This window comes from Psychrobacter immobilis (assembly GCF_003148585.1).
In the GTDB taxonomy this organism is placed as follows: Bacteria; Pseudomonadota; Gammaproteobacteria; order Pseudomonadales; family Moraxellaceae; genus Psychrobacter; species Psychrobacter immobilis.
In genome coordinates, this window is the sequence record NZ_QGGM01000004.1 from 190,509 (window position 1) to 208,476 (window position 17,968).

Genomic DNA, 17,968 nt, shown 5'->3' on the forward strand with positions numbered 1-17,968 from the left:
CTTAACCGAAATGGTACGGAGAGTCGGTACTGGGTTCGGTTCAATAAGTTGTTTGAGTTTTTTACCGTAGGCTATAAGGTAACAGCAGGCTGTGTTTTTATCTTATGAGCCGTTATGAGCATTTATTTTTATCACCGTGTTGCTAAATATCTAGCACCACATCAGTCATGGCAATGTTGATGCAAGTTTGAATAGATTCATAACCATCACTGCTCATTTTTCCTGTGTAGATATTTTTGACCACGCCGCTGACTTTATTGCAGCGACACAACTGGCAGATACCTCGTCTACAACCATGCACTAAGCGAATTCCTGCGTCCTCTGCGGCATTCAATAATGTCGTGCTACTGTCAAACTGCCGTTGCCTCGCCCGTAAATAAACAGTATGTTGTGCTGTATATTTCTTTCTATCGAGCGCCTGTTTGTTATCAAAATTGAAATCAGGCAGCGCATGACCAAAGTTTTCTACAATGATATTATCGCGCAGGTTTTTATTGTGCGGTAAGGTTACCTTCGCCGCTGCTTTATATAAGCCAGTTAAAAGAGCCTGTGACCCGCATGCAAATATTTGCGTATCTGCCAGCGGTAAGTTCAATGCCAACAAACTGTCTACGCTCAAGTGTCGCTTGCCAGCCAAATAAGTATCAGATTTCTCGGTATTGACCAGATGATAGGTGAAAGCTGGATACGCTGTGCTCAGTTGTTGCCATTGGTTTTTGAACGGGAGCATTTCAGTGCGACTGTAATATAGCAATGTCACCTGATGTCCGTTGTCCAGTGCTTGCGTGATGAGCCCTAACATGGGCGTAATACCGCTGCCACCCGCGATAAATAATAAAAAAGCAGGCTTTTCGGCAGCTGATTTTGTCTGTACTGTTATAGATGTTTGTGCCAAAGTGAAAGAGCCACTGGGAACACTACTGTTGATGACACTGCCAAATGCCATATGTTTGGTTAAATAATCCGAAACCAAGCCTTGTGGCTTAATAGCAATGGTAATCGCAAGGTAAGGTGGTTGATTTTTGCGAGCGCCACTATTAATACTGTTGCCAATAGTAACGTCGTGCCACCAGAGCGGTTGATGCGCCAAACCTAATAATGAATAGCTGCGCTGATGATACACACCTTCAATAAGAACGCTTAAATTAAGATGTTGCCCACCCTGCCAACCACGTTGCGAACCCACTAATTGCCGTCGAAAAGCATGATTGGTCTCAAATTTGAGCGCTATTAAGTCATCGCTAAGGATATATCGCGCAACAAGGCGCAGCTTTGGGACAGTGAAAGACCAAAACGGCTGTAAGTGTGATCCAATAAAATCGATAAACGCATGTTGAATCATTTCAGGGCGATAGCCGTTGGTCATATTATCAGTACCTTTGTTAATACTATCAAAATGATTGACATCATAAATAGTGTGTTCACCTGTGCGCAAATTTAGCGGATATCACTTAGGTCAGGTCGCTTGAATCTGTTAAGCTATCCTAACATGCTAATGGCTATTGATTAAATTTGCGAAAGTTTTGATGCTATTTTTTGTGGTCTTTATAAAACAGTTATAAGTCAGAATGTTAAGCGAAACGGTTTGATAGTAGGTTTCGTTACCGCTTTTAGCTACAAAGCTGAGCACTCTGTGACAAAAGCCGTAAAACAATCGTTAAAACAATCTGTTGGCTTGCAGGGTATGCGCCACAATGCGATAATGGCTTATAATTTGTAACCCTGATTTTGAGGTGCAGCACGCTTGGCATCATTGCTAAGTATGATTTGCTCGCCTCTTTTATGCAGTCTATCGGAGTGTTAATGGCTCAATATATTTACACGATGAACAACGTGTCAAAACTTGTTCCGCCTAAGCGTGAAATTTTAAAAAATATTAACTTATCATTTTTCCCAGGTGCCAAAATCGGTGTCCTAGGTATCAATGGTTCAGGTAAATCAACCTTGCTACGCATTATGGCGGGCGTGGATACTGAATTTAGTGGTGAAGCACGCGCGCAAACGGGCACCAAAATAGGTTATCTGCCGCAGGAACCACAGCTTGATGACAGCAAAGACGTCCGTGGAAATGTCGAAGATGGTATGCGTGAAGCCTTAGACGCGCTCGCACGTTTAGATGCTATTTATGCAGAATATGCAGAGCCTGATGCTGACTTTGATAAGCTTGCTGAAGAACAAGGCAAGATGGAAGACATCATTCAAGCGTGGGATGCCCATAACTTAAATACCCAGCTCGAAAAAGCGGCTGATGCCCTACGTCTGCCACCTTGGGATGCGGATGTTAGTAAGCTGTCTGGTGGTGAAAAACGCCGTGTGGCACTATGCCGTTTGCTATTGTCTCGCCCTGATATGCTGTTACTTGACGAACCAACCAACCATTTGGACGCCGAATCTGTTGCATGGCTAGAGCAGTTCTTGCAGAACTACAGCGGTACAATCGTTGCCATTACCCATGATAGATATTTCCTAGACAACGTCGCTCAGTGGATTTTGGAGCTAGATCGTGGCCATGGTTATCCGTATGAAGGCAACTATACTGAGTGGCTAGAGCAAAAGAACACCCGTTTAGAGCAGCAGAATAAGCAAGAAGAATCATTTGCTAAAGCACTGAAAAAAGAGCTAGATTGGATTCGTAAAAACCAAAAAGGTCAACAAGCCAAGTCTAAATCTCGTGTACAGCGCTTTGAAGAGTTGAACTCAACAGAGTTCCAGCAGCGCAATGAGACAGCTGAAATTTATATTCCGCCTGGTCCACGTTTAGGCAATAAAGTCATTGAAGTGAATAACATTTCCAAATCATTTGGTGATCGTTTGCTTTATGAAAACCTAAGCTTTAACGTGCCAGCTGGTGCGATCGTCGGTATCATCGGACCAAATGGTGCGGGTAAAACCACGCTATTTAATATGATTACCGAACGTGATACGCCAGATACGGGTTCAGTCGATTTGGGCGAAAGTGTTAAAGTTGCCTATGTTGGTCAGGTACGTGACAACTTAGATGACAGCAAAACCGTTTGGGAAGAAGTGTCTGACGGTCTTGATATTATTACAGTTGGCGATTACACCACGCCCAGCCGCGCTTATATCGGTCGCTTTAACTTCAAAGGCTCAGATCAGCAAAAGCACGTCGGTCAATTGTCTGGCGGTGAGCGTAACCGCTTGCAGCTTGCTAAGACATTGAAGCAGGGTGCAAACGTCTTGCTCCTTGATGAACCGTCAAACGATTTGGACATTGAGACCTTACGTGCGCTAGAAGATGCGATTCAGGTCTTCCCAGGTACGGTCATGGTCGTCTCGCATGATCGCTGGTTCCTTGACCGTATCGCGACTCATATCTTGGCGTTCGAAGATGAAGGCCCAGTTTGGTTCGATGGTAACTATTCTGAGTTTGAGACTTATCGCAAAAAGACGATGGGTGATGCTGCCACTCCTAAGCGTATGAAATATAAAAAGATTTCGACCTAGGACTGTTATTTAAAAAGTAGTTGTTGAAAAAACAGCTACTTAGAAATTTTAAATTTGAAGATAAAAAAAGACCTCTAATCAATTAGAGGTCTTTTTTTGCTCGATATATTCAGTTTAGCTCATTAAATATTGTAGCTGGTTACAAATTAACGCTTACGCCCAAATTTACGCTGCTTTTTATTACTAATCTCAGTAATCGCATGAGTAATTTCTTCTTCATCTAAGCTGGCGACTTGCTGCAAAATCTGCATCATGTCAGGCGTTAGCACGTACTTAGCATGACGAGCAATATCATTGATACGATGATCAAAGGTCAATACGCCGGTTTCATCATCTTTTTGCAAGTAATCGAGACGAGTCAAGGCACTGATGAAGCTGGTGAATAAGGCGCGGTCAAAGAAATCAGGAATATCGTCTGCATATAGTACAGATAAGCGCTGACCCAGCAGATGACACAGATCAACGACTTCGCTTTCGGTTAGATTGCCTGAGCCTTGCTGGGCGAGTAGGGCAAGCGTCATAAAGTAACGCTCAAGGCTCTGTCCGACAGGCGTCGCTAGCACTTGCAGCTGCTGATAGCATTTGCTGTTTGATTCAGGGACGCTAAGTACGCCATCGCTCAATTCGACAATTAGACCATGCGAGAGTAGGCTGTCGACTTTTTTGTTCAAGGTATCAGCCAAGCCATGTGCTGGGTAATATAAGAACAGCTCACTTTGTAAAAATGGATAGAGTTGCTTAGCAATATTGTCCAAACGACTACGCTCGATACGACCGTTCCGCGCCACTAATGCTGATAAGAAAGACAGTAAAATAAATACATGCAGGATGTTATTACGGAAATAGCTGAGCAATGCCGCTTGTTTACCGGCAATCTGAATGATGTCACCTAAAATATGCGGCGTACGTTCAATGAGCTTTAGTTTGATACCATAATCAATGATTTGCTGCGGACTCATATCTGTAATGACGGTATCATCTGAGTAGGACAACTGCTGAGCAAGACCTTGATAAAGGGCAATTTGCTCACGACAGATTTCTTCATCTAAAGCCGCTTTAGGCGCTGATAATAATACCAATGATAATAACGAAACGGGCGTCACAACCGCCGCCTTATTGATGTGCTGCATGATTTTGACGCCGATGTTATCGACCATCGCGCTGGCTTTATCATCGAGCGGGGTATCGGTGCGATCCGTCGGCAAACTATTGGCTGGCACATCGAATTTTGTCATAAAGTCGCTAAGATGCAGCGGTGTGCCAAAGCTTAGATGTACATTACCAAAGATACGCTCAATTTTACGACCAACTTTGAGTAAGCCTAGTAAAGATTCAGATTCTTTTGGCTTGCCTTTTAGCTCACCAACATAGGTGCCACCTTCCATAATACGCTCATAACCGATATAAGTCGGAATGAAAACCACTGGCTTCTCAGAATGACGTAATTGACTGTGCACTGTCATTGCTAGCATGCCCATCTTCGGTGGTAATAAACGTCCTGAACGCGAGCGACCACCCTCGATAAAGTATTCAATCGGTGTGTTACGTGTAATAAGGGTGTGCATATATTCGCGGAGGACGGCGGTATAAAGTGCATTGCCACGAAAGCTACGACGTATATAAAAGGCAACCGCGCCGCGTAATAATGGCCCTAATACGGGTACATCTAGGTTGTCACCAGCAGCGACATAAGGGATGCTCAGACCGCGCTTGTAGATGACATAAGATAGCAATAGATAATCGACATGGCTACGATGACAAGGCACATAAACCAGCTCATAGTCAGTCGCAAGCTCACGTACGCGCTCGAAATGATGGACTTCTACGCCATCATAGAGTTGTGTCCATAACCACGTTAAAAACTTATAAAAACCGCGCACGATGGAATGTGAATAGTCATTGACCATCTCATTGGCATAACCTTTAGCCAAGACACGGGCTTCACGTACACTGATACCAGATTCTACGGCTTCTGCCTCTATCGCATGTTTGATAGCTGGTGAATACACTAGCTTGTCTACTAAGTTGCGTCTGTCTGATAAATCAGGACCGAGCATACTGGCACGCTGCTTGTCTAAATAAACCGTAAGCCGCTGCTGTAGCATACGTACCAGTTCACGATTGCTGTCAGCGGTCGCTACCAAAGCATAGTTTGGTGCTTCGTCGGCATCGCCCAAGCTACTGTTGATGTCTAAATTGCTGTCTTTTGCAGAGCTTTCTTTTACAGTGTCTTCTTTTATAGAGTTCTCTTTTGAATCAACGGCTAGTGAATCAAAAATAGAAAACCCTTCTTCATCACCTTTAAGGCTATCATTGATAAGGGTACGTAGATCTTGAGGTGGATGGAACTGTACAAAGGTGTCACGCCCCATTACTCCGATATTAAAGAGCTGCTTGGTGATGCTAGGATCTTGCCAGTTGTCAGCGGTCAGCAGCTTAAACAGTGAATCCTCTTTTTCTGGGGCGCGTCCCCATAAAATAGAGACGGGCACCAAACGTACTTTTAGCTCTGGATGTTGTAAAACAGCAGACACCAAACGTGACAGGCGCGGCGATAGCTGACTGTCTTTAGCGCTTGGATGGTTCAAAAATATGATGGCTGCGTTTTCTTTGATATTATGGGCGGCATCATGTACCCCAACCAATGCTGGTGGTAGGTTGTGCTCTTGCGTCTGCAGGTCAATTAAAATACTGTTGGAGCGCGAATAATCTTGCAACACATAAAATCTTAGCGTTTGATCGTCGGTATCGAACTCAGGTAATTCACCCAATAACTTAGGTTTAACAGCGACATCGAGTAGCTGCCCCGATAGCTTGCGATAAATTTGATTAATCGGCGCATTGGAATAAGGCTTGGGGGCGATTGGATTGACGTCAGTATTAGAAGTGCTGTCGGTTGTGACTGGCGCTTTAAAAATCCGTTTTTTTAAGAACTTCGGTATCATAATCAGTATCAAAAATAGTCAAATATGTTGCGCTTATGATGCCATAAAAGCCACCAAAGCGATATATAGTGTCTGTATATACTGCTAATATTAATACGGTCTGGTTACTATATAGTGAGTTAAGTCGCTCTTAATAAGCTCAAATAATTGAAAGTTAATGTATTTAGCGCAATAATAGTTCGGCGACAACCAAGAGTCACTATAGAGTAATTATGTTTAAATCTACCTATTAATATCATTGATATAAGCTGAAATATTATGACACCAGCGATTAATCTTGCCAAACAACGCGCTCTGAACTATCAGTTACACGACTATGTCCATGACAGTAATGCCGCCTCTTTTGGCTTAGAGGCGGCAGAAAAGCTAGGCGTGGATGTGTCACAAGTGTTCAAAACCTTGGTGGTGTCGACAGAGACTAGTGCGCTTGCCGTTGCTATCTTACCCGTGGATAAAACGTTAAACTTTAAAAAAATGGCTAAGGCGCTATCTTCGAATAAGTTGCTGATCTGCAAAAAAGTGCAAATGGCGGATCCTAAGCAGGTAGAGCGTAGTACGGGCTATGTGCTAGGCGGCGTCAGCCCATTGGGACAAAAGAAGCGCTTGCCGACTATCATAGACAGCTCGGCTGCAGAGCAGACAACGATTTATGTCAGCGGTGGTCGCCGTGGTTTAGAAATTGAGCTGCCACCAGCACAATTAGCTGAGACCCTTGCTGCTTGCTTTAGTACCATTATCGATGACTAAAAAGTTACTGATGACTAAAAATCGTTGCCGCTAACGGGCTGTTCAATCAAGCCTGAAACGATGGCTAATATTTTACTCCCTCACTCATATTTTATAAGGAAATATTCATGCCACATTTAACCATTCAAATGACGCCCAATGTCAGTATTGCTCATGAAGAATCATTTCTTAAAGCGTTAAATAAAGCATTATGGGACAGTGGGCACTTTGGCACGCCGACTGATATTAAAGCACGGATCGTACCCATTGAGACATTTTTGGTAGGCGTTGAAGATGATGAGCAGACGTATGGCTTTATCTATGCGCATCTAAAACTAATGACTGGTCGTGACATGGTGATTCGTAATCAGCTAGCAGGGCTGCTGGTGACGATGATAGAGCAGGAGATAGGCGCAGAGCAATCAGGGCGAGCAGCCTTACAGATATGTGTGGAAGTTGAAGAAATTAGCGCGGTGTATCATAAAAAAATGCTGGGTAGCTAAAATGCTGATATCGTCCGAAACGACGATTCATCAATCGCTATAAGTATTCACATAGCGATTTACTGGCATACGTGGGTAATATTATTATCTCAACCCTATAACCAGCCGTTTTGCCTTCAGTCGCCATCAAGTTGCGGGCAATACGTAAGCGATATTCTCCGGTTGCAGGTAGGCAGCCTTGATACACGATACCGCCTTTGCTGCCATCTTGCGTACCATTTGGCATATGTAATACGCCGACATTGGCTGTCTCAGGCGTACCAGTAAGTGGTGCAATATTAATAACGGCATATTGCCAGCTAGTGGCATCAAAGCGATACCAGCGCTCATCTTCATTGGGGCTTAATTTGCCAGTGACCGTACTACTGATCGCGCCTTGGGCAAATTTAATAGGAGTGTCAGGGTTTTTAGCCAGCTCCGTAGCACTAGTTGCGCTAAAACTGATCAGTGCCGTACTGAGCAGTAGCACTCGTATAGATAATGAGGCTAAAGAAGTTTTTTGATGATCACTGGGTAACATGATTGGCTCCTAAAATGGCCGTTTATCTATAATGAGTTACTCGTTATCTCTCATCTATGATGTATATTTATTATCGATAGGCTTTAATGAGAACGTCTGTACTTTTAGTTAAGCATAAAAAAGCGCCTACATGCTAGGCGCTTTTCTTATTAATTACTGCTTAATTGTGATGCTATCTTAGTCTAAAAAACTTAGTCTAGAAAAGCAAAGTTCTCAATCTTCATTGCTGTCATGCTGTCACTTGGTGCAACCATGGCTTCGGCATGCCCCGATGTACGTGGTAACAACTTATCAAAGTAGAATTCAGCCGTTTGGATCTTAGCTTTGTAGAATTCTGGTGATTCAGCGCCGCCGTTTTCAAGCTTGTCATAAGCGACCGCTGCCATACGCGCCCAATGATAACCCATCATGACATAGCCTGAGTACATCAAGAAATCGTCTGATGCAGCAGAGATGATCTCACGGTCTTTACGTGCCATTAGCATCAAGCGGACAGTCAATGTATTCCACTCAGCACATAGCTTGGTGAGCGCCCAAACGAATTTACGCATGTCTTTATCAAGCGCATACTCGCCACACCATTTCATGATGCTTGAAGTGTAATCACGGATGATTTTTCCTTTAGACTGCAAGATCACTTTACGACCGAGTAAATCCAATGCTTGAATACCAGTTGTACCTTCGTACATGGTGGCGATACGAGCATCACGAGCAATTAGCTCCATGCCCCATTCTTTGATATAGCCGTGACCGCCATAGACTTGCTGACCGTGTTTGGCCGCTTCGATACCTAGCTCAGTTAAGAAGCCTTTTAGGATTGGTGTGTAGAAACCCAATTTGTCATCCCACTTTTCAAACTCTTCATCATCACCGTTAGCGATACCCTGTGCCATTTTATCGGCATAGCGCGCAGAATGATAAATCATTGAGCGGCCACCTTCTGCAAAGGCTTTTTGGGTCAATAGCATACGACGTACGTCAGCATGGTTGATGATAGCATCAGCAACTTTTTCAGGCTCTTTCGTGCCTGATAAGGTGCGCATAGAACGACGGTCTTTTGCATACGGTAGCGCATTTTGGAATGACAATTCAGTATGCGCCAAACCTTGGATGCCTGTACCGATACGTGCCGTGTTCATAAAGGTGAACATAGCTTTGAGGCCTTTGTTCGGCTCACCAATGAGATAACCAACCGCATCATCAAAGTTTAAGACACAAGTCGCTGATGAGCTGATACCCATTTTGTGTTCGATCGACCCACAAGTCACGCCATTACGCTCGCCAATTTCACCTTCAGTAGTTGGCAAGAATTTCGGTACGATAAATAATGAGATACCGCGTGTGCCTTCTGGTGCATTTGGCAAACGTGCTAAAACAATATGAACGATGTTTTCCGTTAAATCATGCTCACCACTTGAGATGAAAATCTTAGTACCGCTAAGCTTATAAGAGCCGTCATCTTGTGGAATGGCTTTAGATTTAACTTGACCCAAATCCGTACCACATTGTGGTTCAGTCAAACACATAGTGCCAGCCCAAGAGCCTTCAACCAATTTATGTAGATAGGTTTCTTTTTGCTCATCGCTACCATATTGCATAATGGTATTGATACAGCCGGTTGATAGACCAGGATACATCGCCCAAGGCCAGTTCGCAGTGCCCATCATTTCAGACTTAATGAGGTTGATTGACATGGGCAAGTTCATACCGCCAAATTCCTCAGGGTACGAAATACCTTGCCAACCACCATCTACGAACTGATCATAAGCTTCTTTAAAGCCTTTAGGGGTGGTAACCACGCCATTGTCAAAATGACAGCCTTCTGCATCAGCTGGCTGGTACAAAGGTGCTAAAACATTTTCAGCGAAGTCAGCAAAGCCTTGTAAAATCATATCGACGGTTTCAGGATCGGCATTTTCGCCATTGTCCAAATCTTTATAATGAGTTTGAAAGTCGAAAACATCATTTATTAAAAACTTGATATCACGTAAAGGTGCTTTGTAAGTTAACATAGTCGCTCTCTTTAGTTATTCGCTATCATAAATGGCTAGCTCGGTATTTGAGCCACGTTTCATGTAAAGGGTGTTTAATCATTTGGGGTAAGAATAGACGATATCACGGCTCGTCATTCAGATTTATCAAAAACAGCTCATCCATTTTGATTGCCGTTAAGGCATCCTTGATAAAAAACAGCTGTCGCGGCGTTACTGTCAGTATAAATCTTCTATAGCGACAAATATATAACTAATAACTAATATTCATAATTAATATTTTAAATCAAAACATTAATTTATGTATTGATGAATTCGATTTTTATTAGTGTCTGTGGTTAAGTACCTATTTATGATAGATGTGACCGTATCAGAAAAATATTTTTTAACTGCATTTACGATATAAGGAAAGCCAATTATGAGCGCATCCAAGCGCGAGGCAAAGCGAGCATCTTGGCTGACAGCGTTATTTGCTCGCATAAAGGCTTTAATTGATGGGGAGCTGGCGCATTTACTGACAGTGAACCGTAGTAAGAGACCGTGGCATATGCCGATTATCGCGGCGATTGCCATCAGTTTCCCTGTGTTTGTGGGCGCTTATTTTGATGCTTTATCGTCAGGCATTAAAGCGTCTTTGGGGGCGATGGTTATTTTGAATATACCGTTAGTGGGCAAGCTGCCGTATCGATTGGTGACAGTGATGGCTTGGGGTTTTGCCATGTCGCTGTGCTTTGCGCTCGGTCTAATTGCTCAGCAAGTCCCGCTATTAAAACTGCCAATATTTACGCTCATGGCGTTTGGTATTGTGATTTTTGGACGTTATTATCGTCAGCCACCGCCAGCGGGACTGTTTGTGATGATGGCAGGTGCTATTGCGCTATTTATACCGCTACCTTTGGAAGACATCTTACGTGCAACTGGACTGGTGATGCTTGGCAGTGGCTTTGCTTTAGTGATGGCATTGCTGTATTCGTTGTTTTTATTAGCAACGCGCCCAGCGACGCCGACGCCTACTTATCGCTACGAGCCAGATACCATTACTGAAAGTTTGATTGTCGCCAGTTTTGTCAGTTTAGCCTTGCTCATCGCCGTCACTTTACAGCTGTCCAACCCCTATTGGGCAGCAGTTAGTTGCTTTTTGATTATCCAAGGTATTCATTTGCGCACCATGTGGATTAAGCAAATACATCGTTTACTTGGTACAGTATTGGGTGTGGTTTTGGCGAGTTGGATGTTGTCTTGGGGATTATCAATATGGGGTGTCGCACTGGCGATACTGACGATGATGCTTTGTATCGAGACGTTGGTGGATCGACATTATGGTTTGGCAGTCATATTTATCACGCCGCTGACGATATTTATTGCAGAATACGGCAGTGGTTTACCGTTTTCTGAGTCCGCCTATCAAGAAGTGATTCGCACGCGCCTTTTTGATACTGTGATTGGCTGCTTGGTGGGTCTGAGCGGCGGAGTAGTAATGCATTCAACCAACTTACGCATACCGCTACGGCGTATCGAAAACTGGCTACTGGCGCGCTTTGGATAATTGATGAGTGTCAAATCATCAGTACATTTGCAATCAAGTATTAATCAAAGTCGCATGAGCTGAGTTCATGCGACTTTTTTTATGTCGATTTTCGATTAACGACTGTGTAGCGTTTCAGTCGCTTGCACAACATCGATCGTATGACCCGTCCAACGCTCAAAACTTAGCGCTGCTTGCTCGATGAGCATACCATAACCATCAGAAATCTGTGCGCCACGCGCAGAAAAATGCTGCAGAAACGGTAGCGGGCGTCCATACATCATGTCATAAGCATAGTCACCGTTTAGCGTGTCGCTTAGTGGTAGCGTATCTGCTGATAAACCAATAGAAGTCGCATTGATGATAATATCAAACTGTCCATTTAATTCAGTCGTGCGACAAGTTTCAATCTGCTGCTCATGAATAGCAGTGCTTGCCGCGCTAAGCTCAGTGACTAACGCTGTTGCCTTGCTCAGCGTGCGATTGGCAATCGTAAGATGTGCGATACCAGCTTCAATCAATGGCAATATCACCCCACGTGCTGCGCCGCCTGCACCAATGAGTGCCACGCGAGCACCATTCAATGGCCAACCCAAACTTAAGATGTGATTGACCAGTCCTTGTCCATCGGTATTATCGCCATACAATGCCTCGGTGATTGGCACGCCACTTTTTACCAGCGCTTTATTTAGTAACAGCGTATTGACTGCGCCTGCAACCTTGGCATGTTCAGATAAACCACCGCACGCCGCGCAGCAGTCATAAGCGATTTGTTTAAAAGGTACAGTTACGTTGGCTCCAACGCCGCCGCCCTGAAAAAATGCCTCAAGCACCGCGGTAAAACTGGCTGCATCATCGGGGCAATATTGGCGTTGATAGCTAATCTCAATACCCGTCTGCGCTGCAAATAACGTATGAATTTCAGGAGATTTGCTGTGGGCAATGGGATTGCCGATAACGATAAAATGCTGGGTCATAATAGGTCTGCTTGCGATAAGAGGCAAAAATTGATCAGTAGAAGGGCATTGATATACAATCATCATAAGGGATAACGCGATATTTGACAAATCGGTGGTCTAACGAGTAAACACTTGAATAGGTAGGTTTTTTGACAGATTCTGTCTTTAACAAATCTGTACTGTCTGGGAGCGTTATCCGTAACGTAAAGGGTGGTCAAGTGTTAAGCAGTTGGGTAAACTAGAGAGCATGAAAATTTTATATTGATATTTTGGCAGTTGCATAACCATCAGTAACTGAACTGTCAAAAACCAAGTCATAAGAAACTGACATAACAAACTGAGTCATAAAATACCAAGTATAAGAACGCTTGTTTATAAAATATAATGTCCATTATCAGCGGCCTATCTGCCTGCTCGTTAATACTATTTTGAGAATCATCTAAAAGTGTGAGTAAATTGCCCATGTGGAATAATAGCCTACAGACCCTCTTGGTCGGTACGATAATGGCAGTCGGCGTGTCGCTCAGTGGCTGTGATAGCAGCAAAGACGACGCCCAAAACCAAGATGCCGATATGAGCGAGCAAACCGTCGCTGACGATGCGCTAGTACAGGACAATGCTGCGCCGAACGCCGATTTAGACGGCGCTACTGCTCAGCAAGGTACACAAGTGAAATATGACGTTGCGGGATGGGGCACTAAAAATGTAGCGTCATTGAATGTCGATAACTTAGATGAGATCAAGGCGACTTTTGGTAAGGTCATGAGCACTGATGAGAACAGCCTCGACTATGCCAGTAATCCAGCCGCCAAATATCGCTTTATGGATACCGATGCGCCGTATTTGGATTTGATTGATTCTGAAAAGTATCTCGAACTGGGCTGGTACTTTGCCAATCCTACTGACTCTGATAAAGAAAAAGAGATAAGTCAAAACCATGCCGAAAAAGCGCATAAGCTTGCCCGCCAACTGATGGGTGATGAGGGCGGACAACTGATTTCTGATATGCTTAATGGTCAAATTATCAAAAATAAAGTCATCGGTGGACAAAAAATAGAATTGGCAAAATGTGAGTTCTACAGTTGTATGCTGGTCATCAATAAATCTGCTGCCCAAACAGATAAGAAGTAAGCTGTGCTAGCTATCATGCCGCTCAGTAATTGGCTATGCATACATCCATCAAGTGCTACGACGGATATCTCAGACACAGTATCGCTAGACAATCGTGGGTTGGCATATGGCGATGGGTTTTTTACCACGATGGGGGTCATCGATGGGCAAATACTGTGGTTGGCTCATCATCAGCAGCGCCTTGTTTCCCATGCTGAAGCTTTACAACTTGAATTAGACAATCATTCTATCATGGCTATAATACGGACGCATGCCGAGCAACTACAACAAGGCATGCTGAAGCTGATGGTGACTCGCGCCGTGCAAGATGTCCGTGGTTATGGTTATGTGCCAACCGCATCTGGTAGCGCTTGTGAGATTTGGCTAAAATCCTCTGCGATGACCGTCACTACGACTGAGCAATTACGCTTGCCTGATGGATGCTTAATCCCGATGCAGCCTATCAGTTCTGCCATTTGCCTATCTTCGCAGCTTACCTGCTTACCGCCACTATTAGCCGGACTCAAAAGCCTCAATCGCCTTGATAATGTGCTGGCAAGTGGCGAGCTACAAAGCATCAAAGCCCAAGTATCGGAAGACAATATCAAACCCAGAATCAGTGAGGGGCTGCTACGAGATATGAGTGGTCGTTGGGTTGAAGGTACGATGAGCAATGTCTTCTATCAGTTATCAGACTCGCCTTTATCAACACTATCATCAGAAAAAACGGCATCAGAAAAATTGTCTACGCTACCGCTTTATGAAGACAATGCAAACTATCTAACCACTGGTCAATGGTATACACCATCCATGGCGCAATCGGGCGTCGCTGGCGTGATGCGGCAAGTGCTTATCGATGCGTTATCGACTAGCAAACATCCCGTCATTATCAGATCATTAAAAGATGAGGATTTGCCACGACTAAGCCAGCTATTCTTTTGCAATGCGCTGCGCGGTGTCATGCCAATGAGTAGCCTGACGTTATTATCGGGTGAGGTGGTGGGTTTTTGAGCGATTCTAATCGTATTTAAAAATATTAAACTTGGTATCAATAAAGTCATCTGGGTACAAAATAACTTCCTCATTGTGATACATATCTTGCGCTTTTAATAGTGCTTCTTGCTCGTTCTCTGCGTTAACCTCCACGATATTATTCAACGTCTCGACAATCTCTATCTGAAAGGCTCTCTTCAGTTTTTTATCTACTTTCATCATTACTATTCCCGATATATGCTTATCAAAATTTCTTGAGTATTTATATACTCTAGGTTAGCAAAGGCACTTAAAAAGAAGTGATCGTCTTTTGTTATGTAGACTTGTGCGATAAGGAAAATCGATCAATGATAGTGTTTTGATAAGGAGAGATATCCATGGACTACATCTACGAAGATGAACGAATACCTTTACAAATCCGTCGACTATTAATTTTTGATGAGATTTGCAAATTAGCAAAAAAACAACCTGATGAAATTATTCACTTATCAAGATTCACTGAATTGTCGCTCGGTGTTATGTATTTGAAAGACTTTAAAAAATTTATCGCGTTTGGCGGTGTGTTTGAGTACGCAGAAACAAGAGAAGAAGTTATCGAGCAACGTATTAGAGTCTTTCCTAACGACGAACCAGTAACACGTGCGCTTACAGTCAACTTAAAACAGTTTACTATACCTACGCGCACAGCTATCCAGCTGGTCTGGTATTGGAATAAATATGTTAAAAATAGAATGCACGCTTATGTCGATTATCGAGAAGAGCACTTTTTTAAAATCAATGATGAAATTGATGGAGAGTATCCACCGCATAAGTTTCATGGCCGTTTAGTTGCAACGGCACGTTTACCTTTATGGGACGATAGAGAGGAATTAATTGCAGATGTCTACCGTAATAATAAAGGGCAACCAAGACCTGAACGCTTCAATGAGAAACGTTTAATATAATTTGCAATAACGCCCACGACCAGTAAATTCAATAATACCTCTATCGCGTAATACTTGTAATTGTTGGCGGATTTTATCTTTAATGTGATTATTTTCAGGATGTTTACGCTGTAATTCATCAGCAAACGCATAAACTTGATTGAGAGAAAAATTAACGTTCAGTTTATCAATACATTGCCAAACATCCAGTGTCCAACCACGCGAAGCTGTAGATTGCTTACGTAGAAACAAGGTTTTTTGAAATTGCTCGGTGACATTATCGCGTGGTATGACTTGCTGGTTTTTCACCAAAAATACTTTCCCTGATTCGGGCACTTGTCGTAAATCAATATTGCAACCAACCCAACCGGCACGTTTGGCAGTGACTGATAAAGGCTTACGTTTGACAATCATATCAGGCTTAAAAAAATGCTTAGGAATAATCAGGAAGTTGTTAACGCTATATTCTTGAGAATAGGTTAAAAAGAAAAAGTTAGGATTATTGTCGCTACTGATACGCTCAATCATGGTGTCATAAGCGCCGTCATTGATAATGTTGCTTAACTTTGCTTGCTTACTTTTTAGCTCATATTGCTCATTACAATTTGCACAATAAAAGTCAGCGACAGGCTGATTGTTAGTAAATTCCGCCAATGGCTCGGTATTGCAACTAGGGCAGTAACTTTGCTTAGCAACCCAATCTTCACTGAGTACTCTAATGATTTGACTAGGCGACTTGTAATTTTTGGCAAGATTTTGATTAAAATGTAGATTCATAACCAGTTTTCGTTATTAAAGAAAAGGAAAAACAATAAAAGAAGGTAGAAATATTAGCCCATATCAGCAGGCGTAAATACCAAGATAATTCATAAGCTAAGCAAATACCATTGAAAATCGCACGGTTCAGTGCTAAATTCTAGCAAACTTCTGCCTCGCGAGTTGCCATGAGCAAGCCTACATCTGAAACGCCTCCTGAACGTCCTAATGAAACGCCATCGAATAAACCAGATAGCAGTGTTGAGGAGCGTGTCGATACCACACTACCAGACACGCAACCAGCAGTTGATGGAGTAGAGGAAACGCCAGCGACAGATGTGTCACTCATCAGTGGAGCGGCTAAGCCACGCGAATATAAAGCCGATAATCAATCGTTCTTTATGCAGCGTGGTTATCAAGTGTTGCTAGTACTGGGGCTTATCGCTGCGTTTTTCTTAGTGATGGTCTATCAGACATTGTTTGGGCGGATTGAGCAGCCAAAGCAAATGGTCACCATTGAGCAGGGTCAGAGCTATTACGGCCTACTGCCGCAGTGGCAACAGCAAATCCCGCTGTTTTCTGCCACGATTGCCAAGCTCTATATGAAAACACAAGTTGATGGCCCCTTACATGCTGGTATTTATCAATTACCAGAAAACCCTACCTTTGCTGAAACGCTACATATACTTGGGCAAGGGGTAAAAGCATCGATGGTAAAAGTGCAAATCATCGAAGGCAAAACTTCTAAAGACTTGTATCAAACATTAAGGGATAATAAAGGCATCAAAAAAGAGGTGCTGACCGACGATAGTGGCAATGATAGAGACAATGCTGGTATTGCTCAAGCGTTGGATTTGGTCGGTATATTGCCAAATGAAGTGATAAATAGTAGCGACCCTATCGTCAATCACAATCTTGAAGGCTGGTTTGCCCCTGATACTTATTATTATGGGGAAGGCAGCACTGATAAGCAGGTACTGACCGATTTATATAAGCGTCAACAGCAAGTATTGACTGAAGCGTGGGAAAATCGTGCGCCCAACTTACCTTATAAGACGCCTTATGAGGCGTTAGTGATGGCCTCTATTATCGAAAAAGAAACCAGTGTGGCAGAAGAGCGTCCTTTGGTCTCTGCGGTGTTTAGAAATCGCTTAGATAAAGGCATGCGAATGCAGACCGATCCGACCATCATCTATGGTATGGGCAGTCGCTATGAAGGCAACATTCGCCGCAAAGACATTGATGAAAAAACGGCTTATAACACCTATCAAATGGATGGCCTACCGCCAACACCTATCGCGCTACCATCGGCTGCCTCTATCGAAGCGACCTTGCATCCAGCAGATAGTGACGCATTGTACTTTGTGGCGACAGGTAATGGCGGGCACAAATTTACCAATAGCTTGGCGGCGCACAATCAAGCGGTAAAAGAATATCTCGGCGTCATGCGTGAAAAAAAATCACAAACCCCGCCGCAGTAATTTAATCCTCTATCTTTTCTTCAAACCTATCGTGAACTGAGCGTTATGCAACTGTCTACATAACGACATAA

At 43.4% G+C, this 17,968-nt stretch carries 15 protein-coding genes; 8 read left to right on the plus strand and 7 right to left on the minus strand.

Annotated features, from left to right (window positions below; translation table 11 throughout):
- Positions 1-142: 142 nt before the first annotated feature.
- Positions 143-1,366, minus strand: a complete 1,224-nt coding sequence (locus C8D84_RS05615) for a flavin reductase family protein (RefSeq protein ID WP_109590764.1) — start codon at positions 1,364-1,366, stop codon at positions 143-145.
- A 437-nt stretch (positions 1,367-1,803) separates the two neighbouring features.
- Between C8D84_RS05615 and ettA the strand changes: the two genes are divergently transcribed.
- Positions 1,804-3,465, plus strand: a complete 1,662-nt coding sequence (gene ettA / locus C8D84_RS05620; RefSeq protein ID WP_045443195.1) for an energy-dependent translational throttle protein EttA — start codon at positions 1,804-1,806, stop codon at positions 3,463-3,465.
- 146 nt (positions 3,466-3,611) lie between these two features.
- Here the strand turns inward: ettA and plsB are convergent, their stop codons facing one another.
- Positions 3,612-6,410, minus strand: a complete 2,799-nt coding sequence (gene plsB / locus C8D84_RS05625; RefSeq protein ID WP_109590689.1) for a glycerol-3-phosphate 1-O-acyltransferase PlsB — start codon at positions 6,408-6,410, stop codon at positions 3,612-3,614.
- Positions 6,411-6,668: 258 nt separating this feature from the next.
- Between plsB and ybaK the strand changes: the two genes are divergently transcribed.
- Both ybaK and C8D84_RS05635 read left to right on the plus strand, forming a co-directional pair.
- A complete protein-coding gene (ybaK, locus tag C8D84_RS05630) occupies positions 6,669-7,157 on the plus strand; it encodes a Cys-tRNA(Pro) deacylase (RefSeq protein WP_109590691.1) in 489 nt (162 codons plus the stop codon).
- Positions 7,158-7,264: 107 nt separating this feature from the next.
- Positions 7,265-7,639 carry a 5-carboxymethyl-2-hydroxymuconate Delta-isomerase gene (locus C8D84_RS05635; protein WP_109590693.1) on the plus strand — a complete coding sequence of 125 codons (375 nt, stop codon included), beginning with the start codon at positions 7,265-7,267 and terminating at the stop codon, positions 7,637-7,639.
- 37 nt (positions 7,640-7,676) lie between these two features.
- Here the strand turns inward: C8D84_RS05635 and C8D84_RS05640 are convergent, their stop codons facing one another.
- Positions 7,677-8,159 (minus strand): hypothetical protein, encoded by a 483-nt coding sequence (locus tag C8D84_RS05640; protein ID WP_109590695.1) that lies wholly within the window; start codon positions 8,157-8,159, stop codon positions 7,677-7,679.
- A gap of 191 nt (positions 8,160-8,350) precedes the next feature.
- Complete coding sequence (locus C8D84_RS05645) at positions 8,351-10,171, minus strand: acyl-CoA dehydrogenase C-terminal domain-containing protein (protein ID WP_109590697.1); 1,821 nt, start codon at positions 10,169-10,171, stop codon at positions 8,351-8,353.
- Positions 10,172-10,568: 397 nt separating this feature from the next.
- On the opposite strand from C8D84_RS05645, the gene C8D84_RS05650 reads away from it, so the two are divergent.
- Positions 10,569-11,696: an FUSC family protein gene (locus tag C8D84_RS05650; protein WP_109590699.1), complete on the plus strand. Its 1,128-nt coding sequence runs from the start codon at positions 10,569-10,571 to the stop codon at positions 11,694-11,696.
- 95 nt (positions 11,697-11,791) lie between these two features.
- Here C8D84_RS05650 and aroE read toward each other — a convergent pair whose 3' ends face one another.
- A complete protein-coding gene (aroE, locus tag C8D84_RS05655) occupies positions 11,792-12,652 on the minus strand; it encodes a shikimate dehydrogenase (protein ID WP_109590701.1) in 861 nt (286 codons plus the stop codon).
- A gap of 444 nt (positions 12,653-13,096) precedes the next feature.
- Between aroE and C8D84_RS05660 the strand changes: the two genes are divergently transcribed.
- On the plus strand, positions 13,097-13,765 hold the full coding sequence (locus tag C8D84_RS05660) for a hypothetical protein (protein ID WP_045452725.1): 669 nt from the start codon (positions 13,097-13,099) through the stop codon (positions 13,763-13,765).
- Between the two features lie 3 nt (positions 13,766-13,768).
- Positions 13,769-14,755, plus strand: a complete 987-nt coding sequence (locus tag C8D84_RS05665) for an aminotransferase class IV (protein ID WP_228244478.1) — start codon at positions 13,769-13,771, stop codon at positions 14,753-14,755.
- A gap of 6 nt (positions 14,756-14,761) precedes the next feature.
- On the opposite strand, the gene C8D84_RS05670 is transcribed toward C8D84_RS05665, so the two are convergent.
- Positions 14,762-14,959, minus strand: coding sequence for a DpnD/PcfM family protein (locus tag C8D84_RS05670; RefSeq protein ID WP_228244480.1), 198 nt, complete (start codon positions 14,957-14,959; stop codon positions 14,762-14,764).
- A 155-nt stretch (positions 14,960-15,114) separates the two neighbouring features.
- Between C8D84_RS05670 and C8D84_RS05675 the strand changes: the two genes are divergently transcribed.
- Positions 15,115-15,681, plus strand: a complete 567-nt coding sequence (locus C8D84_RS05675) for a hypothetical protein (RefSeq protein WP_109590703.1) — start codon at positions 15,115-15,117, stop codon at positions 15,679-15,681.
- On the opposite strand, the gene C8D84_RS05680 is transcribed toward C8D84_RS05675, so the two are convergent.
- On the minus strand, positions 15,673-16,437 hold the full coding sequence (locus tag C8D84_RS05680; RefSeq protein ID WP_109590705.1) for a DpnI domain-containing protein: 765 nt from the start codon (positions 16,435-16,437) through the stop codon (positions 15,673-15,675). The two genes, C8D84_RS05675 and C8D84_RS05680, sit on opposite strands and share 9 nt — an antisense overlap.
- Positions 16,438-16,604: 167 nt before the next feature.
- Between C8D84_RS05680 and mltG the strand changes: the two genes are divergently transcribed.
- Complete coding sequence (mltG, locus tag C8D84_RS05685) at positions 16,605-17,897, plus strand: endolytic transglycosylase MltG (protein WP_109590707.1); 1,293 nt, start codon at positions 16,605-16,607, stop codon at positions 17,895-17,897.
- Positions 17,898-17,968: the final 71 nt, after the last annotated feature.

Coding starts and splice junctions, on each gene's coding strand:
- C8D84_RS05615 (WP_109590764.1), bottom strand. CDS start 1,366: ATGACCAACGGCTATCGCCCTGAAATGATTCAACATGCGTTTATCGAT.
- ettA (WP_045443195.1), top strand. CDS start 1,804: ATGGCTCAATATATTTACACGATGAACAACGTGTCAAAACTTGTTCCG.
- plsB (WP_109590689.1), bottom strand. CDS start 6,410: ATGATACCGAAGTTCTTAAAAAAACGGATTTTTAAAGCGCCAGTCACA.
- ybaK (WP_109590691.1), top strand. CDS start 6,669: ATGACACCAGCGATTAATCTTGCCAAACAACGCGCTCTGAACTATCAG.
- C8D84_RS05635 (WP_109590693.1), top strand. CDS start 7,265: ATGCCACATTTAACCATTCAAATGACGCCCAATGTCAGTATTGCTCAT.
- C8D84_RS05640 (WP_109590695.1), bottom strand. CDS start 8,159: ATGTTACCCAGTGATCATCAAAAAACTTCTTTAGCCTCATTATCTATA.
- C8D84_RS05645 (WP_109590697.1), bottom strand. CDS start 10,171: ATGTTAACTTACAAAGCACCTTTACGTGATATCAAGTTTTTAATAAAT.
- C8D84_RS05650 (WP_109590699.1), top strand. CDS start 10,569: ATGAGCGCATCCAAGCGCGAGGCAAAGCGAGCATCTTGGCTGACAGCG.
- aroE (WP_109590701.1), bottom strand. CDS start 12,652: ATGACCCAGCATTTTATCGTTATCGGCAATCCCATTGCCCACAGCAAA.
- C8D84_RS05660 (WP_045452725.1), top strand. CDS start 13,097: ATGTGGAATAATAGCCTACAGACCCTCTTGGTCGGTACGATAATGGCA.
- C8D84_RS05670 (WP_228244480.1), bottom strand. CDS start 14,959: ATGATGAAAGTAGATAAAAAACTGAAGAGAGCCTTTCAGATAGAGATT.
- C8D84_RS05675 (WP_109590703.1), top strand. CDS start 15,115: ATGGACTACATCTACGAAGATGAACGAATACCTTTACAAATCCGTCGA.
- C8D84_RS05680 (WP_109590705.1), bottom strand. CDS start 16,437: ATGAATCTACATTTTAATCAAAATCTTGCCAAAAATTACAAGTCGCCT.
- mltG (WP_109590707.1), top strand. CDS start 16,605: ATGAGCAAGCCTACATCTGAAACGCCTCCTGAACGTCCTAATGAAACG.